Annotated in this window: 5 protein-coding genes; 1 reads left to right on the top strand and 4 read right to left on the bottom strand. The window is 62.5% G+C overall.

The window, feature by feature from the left end; translation table 11 throughout:
- From J7E68_RS11425 to J7E68_RS11410, 4 genes are all read right to left on the bottom strand, one after another.
- Nucleotides 1–193, bottom strand: a 193-nt coding sequence (locus J7E68_RS11425; RefSeq protein WP_215172682.1) for a hypothetical protein, incomplete at its 3' end; no start/stop codon positions are given.
- Entirely contained in the window at nucleotides 183–1,229 is a 1,047-nt protein-coding gene (locus J7E68_RS11420; protein ID WP_215172681.1) for a hypothetical protein, read from the bottom strand. The genes J7E68_RS11420 and J7E68_RS11425, both read right to left, overlap by 11 nt.
- 48 nt (nucleotides 1,230–1,277) lie before the next feature.
- The gene (locus J7E68_RS11415) at nucleotides 1,278–2,003 is read right to left on the bottom strand and encodes a hypothetical protein (protein WP_215172679.1); all 726 of its coding nucleotides are present in this window, start codon (nucleotides 2,001–2,003) and stop codon (nucleotides 1,278–1,280) included.
- Nucleotides 2,004–2,124: 121 nt separating this feature from the next.
- Nucleotides 2,125–3,204: a glycosyltransferase gene (locus J7E68_RS11410; protein WP_215172677.1), complete on the bottom strand. Its 1,080-nt coding sequence runs from the start codon at nucleotides 3,202–3,204 to the stop codon at nucleotides 2,125–2,127.
- Nucleotides 3,205–3,401: 197 nt separating this feature from the next.
- On the opposite strand from J7E68_RS11410, the gene J7E68_RS11405 reads away from it, so the two are divergent.
- Nucleotides 3,402–4,652 carry an oligosaccharide flippase family protein gene (locus J7E68_RS11405; protein WP_215172675.1) on the top strand — a complete coding sequence of 417 codons (1,251 nt, stop codon included), beginning with the start codon at nucleotides 3,402–3,404 and terminating at the stop codon, nucleotides 4,650–4,652.
- The last annotated feature ends 120 nt before the right edge of the window (nucleotides 4,653–4,772 follow it).

Genomic DNA, 4,772 nt, shown 5'->3' with positions numbered 1-4,772 from the left:
GATGCGGAGTCGAGGGATCGGGGGTGACTGCGAGGTGGTTCGAGGTGGAGGTGATGATGGAGACATCATTGCCTCGCGCCGCGAGCTCCCTCATGATGTGGTAGCCGCGGTTGCCGACAGTCGACTCCCCTGGAGGGGCGAGGTACTTCGAGATGTACCAGACCGAGAGGCGGCGACCCTGATCAGCGCTCATAGAGGCGCTCCGTCGAGTTCACCGTCTGCACGACAGATTTGAAGTCCATTCCGAGCGTATCCAGGTACCACCGCATGTTCGGATAGCGGGGTCGATTTTCCTCGGCTACGAGCGCGAGCGCCTGCTCGCGAGTGAGCTCGCCCTCGCGAATCTGATTGCTCCGGAAAGTATCGTGCTCGGTGAATCCCGCGATCGTATAGTTCGCGTAGTTGTAGAAAGCCGCCGTTCCATCGCCGATTCGCCACGTTGTCGGAGTATCAGTCGCCTTCTCCCACTCGTAGTCATTGAGGAGAGTCGAGTCGATCTCATCCTCGTCCCACCTCCAGTAGTCGAAGACGTGGAAGTAGTCCGACTTCTTGTGGAAGCTGCGATAGTACTCTCCGGCAAGAGTGTCGCCGATCGACCTGTTGAAGTAACCCGGGCTCTTCAACATCGCCCGGAATCGAAGCGACTGATAGCGGAGCTGCTTCAGCGCGCCGTGGCTGTAGACCCGCTGCTCGGCGAAGTCCGGTGGCACACCGAGGAACCCGGACTTGAAGTGTGTGACCTCGAGCGGATTGATTCCCCACAGATTGAGTGAGATGTTCGTCTGCTTCTTCACCGTCTCGATGTGACGGAAGAAGTGCTTGTCGCCGGCGGTCAGAACGCTGAGCATGCCGAGATTGGGCGAGCGCAACCATGCCTGCAGATTGCGTCGGATGTTGTCGCGCTTCTTCGTGATGTCGGCTGCGACGATGATGTTCTCCACACCGAGCTCCGATGACATGCGACTGATGTTGCGCCGCCCGAGGTCAGTGACCATCCCCCAGTCGTAGGTGTAGGTGATCGGGCGGAGTCCGAGTTCCTTCACGACGAGATGCAAGGCGAAGCAGCTGTCTCGCCCTCCCGAGAAGGGCACGATCACTTCGCTTCCGCGCGCACGGCGATACGGCTCGATGAGTTCGAGCAGCTCTTCGCGGGGTCGCGGGTGGTTCCGTGTCCGGTACGAGTGGCAGTAGTTGCACACGCCTGCATCGTCGAAGGCGATGAAAGGCATCGTCGACGGCAGGATGCACCGAGTACAGCGGATAAGTTCGGGCTGCTCTTACTCGAGCAGGCTTTCTTCGTGGTGGGTAAGGCCGAGCGAGGGCACCAGGTCGACTGTCCGACTGCGATAGTCCTGAACATTGATCGGCTGGTCGTCGACGGGAACGTCGATGACGATCGGATCGCGAACCTGGGCGATGTTCGAGCAGCCGATCGCCTCGAGCGGATACTCCTCCGAAGAGAACACCACTCCGCCGTTCTTCTCCCCGGTATAGAGGCTGCCATTGTTCGAGAAAAGCACCAGCTTGCCGGAGGCAGGCGCGAGCACTGCGCATGCGACGATGCCGCGCGCGCGCCGCAGCACGCTAGCTGCCGCGTCCTGCAGGGTAGCGCCGGCGTCGATCTCCTCGTGGATCAGCGCGGGGATGATCTCCGTGTCGATCTCGAGTTCACGGGTCGCGTCCGACTCTTCCCAGAGCTCGTCGTGATTGACGATGATTCCGTTGTGAAGAACGAGCAGTTCGTCGCGGGCGACCGGTTGGTTGTCTTCGGTGCCGTTCGTGATCAGCCTGCTGTGTCCGAAGAACGCCGGCGCCGAAGCGATCGGATGACGTCGGAGAAGCTTGCCGATCGGTTCGTCCCCACGTGCGACCACGTAGCGACGGCTTTGCAGCGCGATCAAACCGCTCGAGTCTCGACCGCGCTGCTGCGCGTGCGAGATCAGGGTCTTCGCAGACCTATCATCCAATCCAGCGGGCACGACCGCCCCGAAAATACCGCACACGTCGAAAATCCCCCGCAGTTGCTTACCGTGTAGTCGAATCTCAAGGCAGGTCTGCGCAGGTGGATTGATCCGGATCCGCGTGCCGAGAAAAGTTGGCTCCAGCTTAGCGTCGGCTATCTGGTCAGCGGGAGCGAGGCTGCTCCGAGCGGCTGCTGACGAGTCGTCGGTAGCCCTCAACCAAAGGGGCGACCTGTGCATCCCACGTACCGATGCCCGCCCACGAGGTCGCAAACTCCTTGACATCATCCCTGGTGATCGAATCGATGAAGGCTCGAAGAGTGTGCGGGTCCTCGACGATCCAGCGCCGCCCAGCCTCCCCGAGCACACGTCTGATCTCGACGAGATCAGACGCCACCACAGGCGTCGCCGAGGCCAGCGACTCGAAAAGCTTGTTCGGTGTGGAGAGTTGGAGCGAGAGATGTGATCCTTCGATGAGGCAGAGCGCAGCGTCGGCTTCTCGGACGAAGCTCACGACCGAATCAGGGTCGACAGGCTCTCGCCAATGAATATTGGGGAAACGCTCCGCCGCCTGTCGAACCTCGTCGCCCAGGGGGCCGTCGCCGATGAATACCACGTGACGGGTCGGCAGCTGGGCGAAAGCGTCCAAGATGAGCGGGATGCTCCGTCCGTCAGTCAGATGGCCGGTGTGAGCGAAAAGCATCTCCTCATCCGTGACGCCGAGCTCCTGCCTCAGATGTGCGCGAGACCGGGGTGCGTCGACGGGCACGTTTGTGACAGCGGTCGGTCTTGCAATCCCATAACGCTCGGCGTACCAATCAGAGATGGATTCGTTGACGGTACAGCACAGATCGACCTTGTGAATGTGCCGTCGCTCGATGAGACGGGCCAGTCGCTGCTTGATTCCTGACATCGCGACGGTCTCAGTCTCGAGCTCGTGCGGGTTGTACACGAAGGCCGCTCCCGTGCGCCGTGCAATCCGGTAACACAAGGGGAGCACCCAGACATTGTGAGCTGCGACGACTGAGACGCTCCGGGCGCGGTAGGCGCGATACACGCGGGGTTGCCAGAGGAGCACCTTCAAGACACGACCGATATTGCCGGTGATGCCACTGCCCAGGACGCGCTCGATCCGCGTGTCCTTTGCCACCTCTTCGGATCGGGGAAGGTCGCCCGTCTGGATCCCTACGGCGTGCGTCGCGGAGAACCCGATGCCGTTCTGGATGCTGCGTGCAAGCTTCATTACTCGACTCGCACCGACGAGTGTCGAGGGATACACGTGCAGATTGAGTCCCAGAGCTGCGGACGGTTCGATGTCGATGAGTGACGAGTCCTTTATTGGCGTGACGATGAGTCATCGTGACGGTTCGAGTTGCGAGCGCCTCATATGCTAGCCGAGGCGCAGATACCGCATCCGGCGGCGCGAACCGAAGGAGAGTCATGCGAGGCCGAGTGGGGCGGGGACTTGTCGCCCTGGTGAGCGGCGCCGCCTTCGGGCAGCTCATCCTCATCCTCGCCACTCCTTTTCTGGCGCGGATCTACGGACCTGCCGCCTTCGGTGCCTTCAGTGCCCTGGTCGCGGCGACTTCGGTCCTGGGTCCTGTCGCGGCGCTCAAGTTCGACGTCGGCGTGATGCTTCCCAAGGAGGAAGACCAGGCGCGACGCCTCGTTCGGCTTGCGCTGGGCAGTTCTCTCGCCTCGTCGGTGATGGCCGGGCTGGTCATCTGGCTGATCTCTTCCACTCCGATGGGGAGGAGCTGGTCCCTCGTCCCGTACGCTCCGCTGTGGGGTGGAGCATTGGTCTTCGCCACCTCTGTCTTCACGGTGCTCACGCAGGCCGCGCTGCGAAGACGTGTCTACGGAGTGGTCGCCAGCCGTGCAGTGTTCCAATCTGCAGGAACGGCAGGGTCCCAGCTGGGCCTCGGGTTGCTGGGAGTGACTCAGATCGGTCTCACCGCGGGGTTCCTCGCGGGACGTCTCCTCGGATTCGTGCCGTTGCTGCGCGTCAGCCGCCCGCTCCTGAGTAGACCGGCTTCCGGTTCGTATCGGGAGACCATTCGGGAGTACATCCGACTTCCCACCGCTTTGGCCGGCGCCGCGTTGATCAATTCGATCGGAACGAACCTCCCGTTGCTTCTCATCGCCGCGGGCTTTGGAGAGATCGCGGCGGGCGAGTTCGGCATGGCGCAGCGACTCATCACCGTCCCCGCCACCCTGCTCGGCGCGTCGGTCGCGCAGGTGGTTGGCGCCGAACTTGCCGAGCTGCTGCGAGAGCGGCGTTCAGGCGCTCGGCGGATCTACCGGCAGACGACCATCCGGCTCGGGATGACGGCTGTGGTCGTGGGCATTGCCATCATCGCGCTGGCGCCGCTGCTCCCATTCGTTCTCGGCGACGGATGGTCGCGCACCGTGCCGATCGCTCAGGCCATGGCACTGGCTGCGGCCGCCGCGCTCATCGGTTCTCCGCTCAGCCAGGTGTACACGATCTACCAGTCACGAGCCACGGCGCTGATCGACGCCATCAGGGTTGTCCTGCTCCTGCTCGCGTGGGCGGCCGTCGGGATCTACGGATTCTCGCTCGTCGAAGCTACCTGGGCTATCAGCGTGTCGCAGACGCTCGGATACATATTGCTCTGGTGGTACGGCCGGCGTCTGGTCGAGGCTCACGAGCGAACGGTCGAGTCAGGGTGACGGGCATGGATGCGCGCGTTCATCTAGGTCTACAGGCCGAGCTTGCGTCGATCGAGGGACTGGCACTCGCTACGATCAGACGATGCGAACAGTGATGCCAGAGCGACGTGCGGGTGTCGT

The organism is Microbacterium sp. ISL-103 (assembly GCF_018613995.1).
Classification (GTDB): domain Bacteria; phylum Actinomycetota; class Actinomycetes; order Actinomycetales; family Microbacteriaceae; genus Microbacterium.
This window is presented reverse-complemented; position numbering and strand designations above follow the sequence as displayed.

Bases quoted from the DNA above. Each gene is read 5' to 3' on its own strand.
- J7E68_RS11420 (WP_215172681.1), bottom strand. From the start codon at position 1,229: ATGCCTTTCATCGCCTTCGACGATGCAGGCGTGTGCAACTACTGCCAC.
- J7E68_RS11410 (WP_215172677.1), bottom strand. From the start codon at position 3,204: ATGAAGCTTGCACGCAGCATCCAGAACGGCATCGGGTTCTCCGCGACG.
- J7E68_RS11405 (WP_215172675.1), top strand. From the start codon at position 3,402: ATGCGAGGCCGAGTGGGGCGGGGACTTGTCGCCCTGGTGAGCGGCGCC.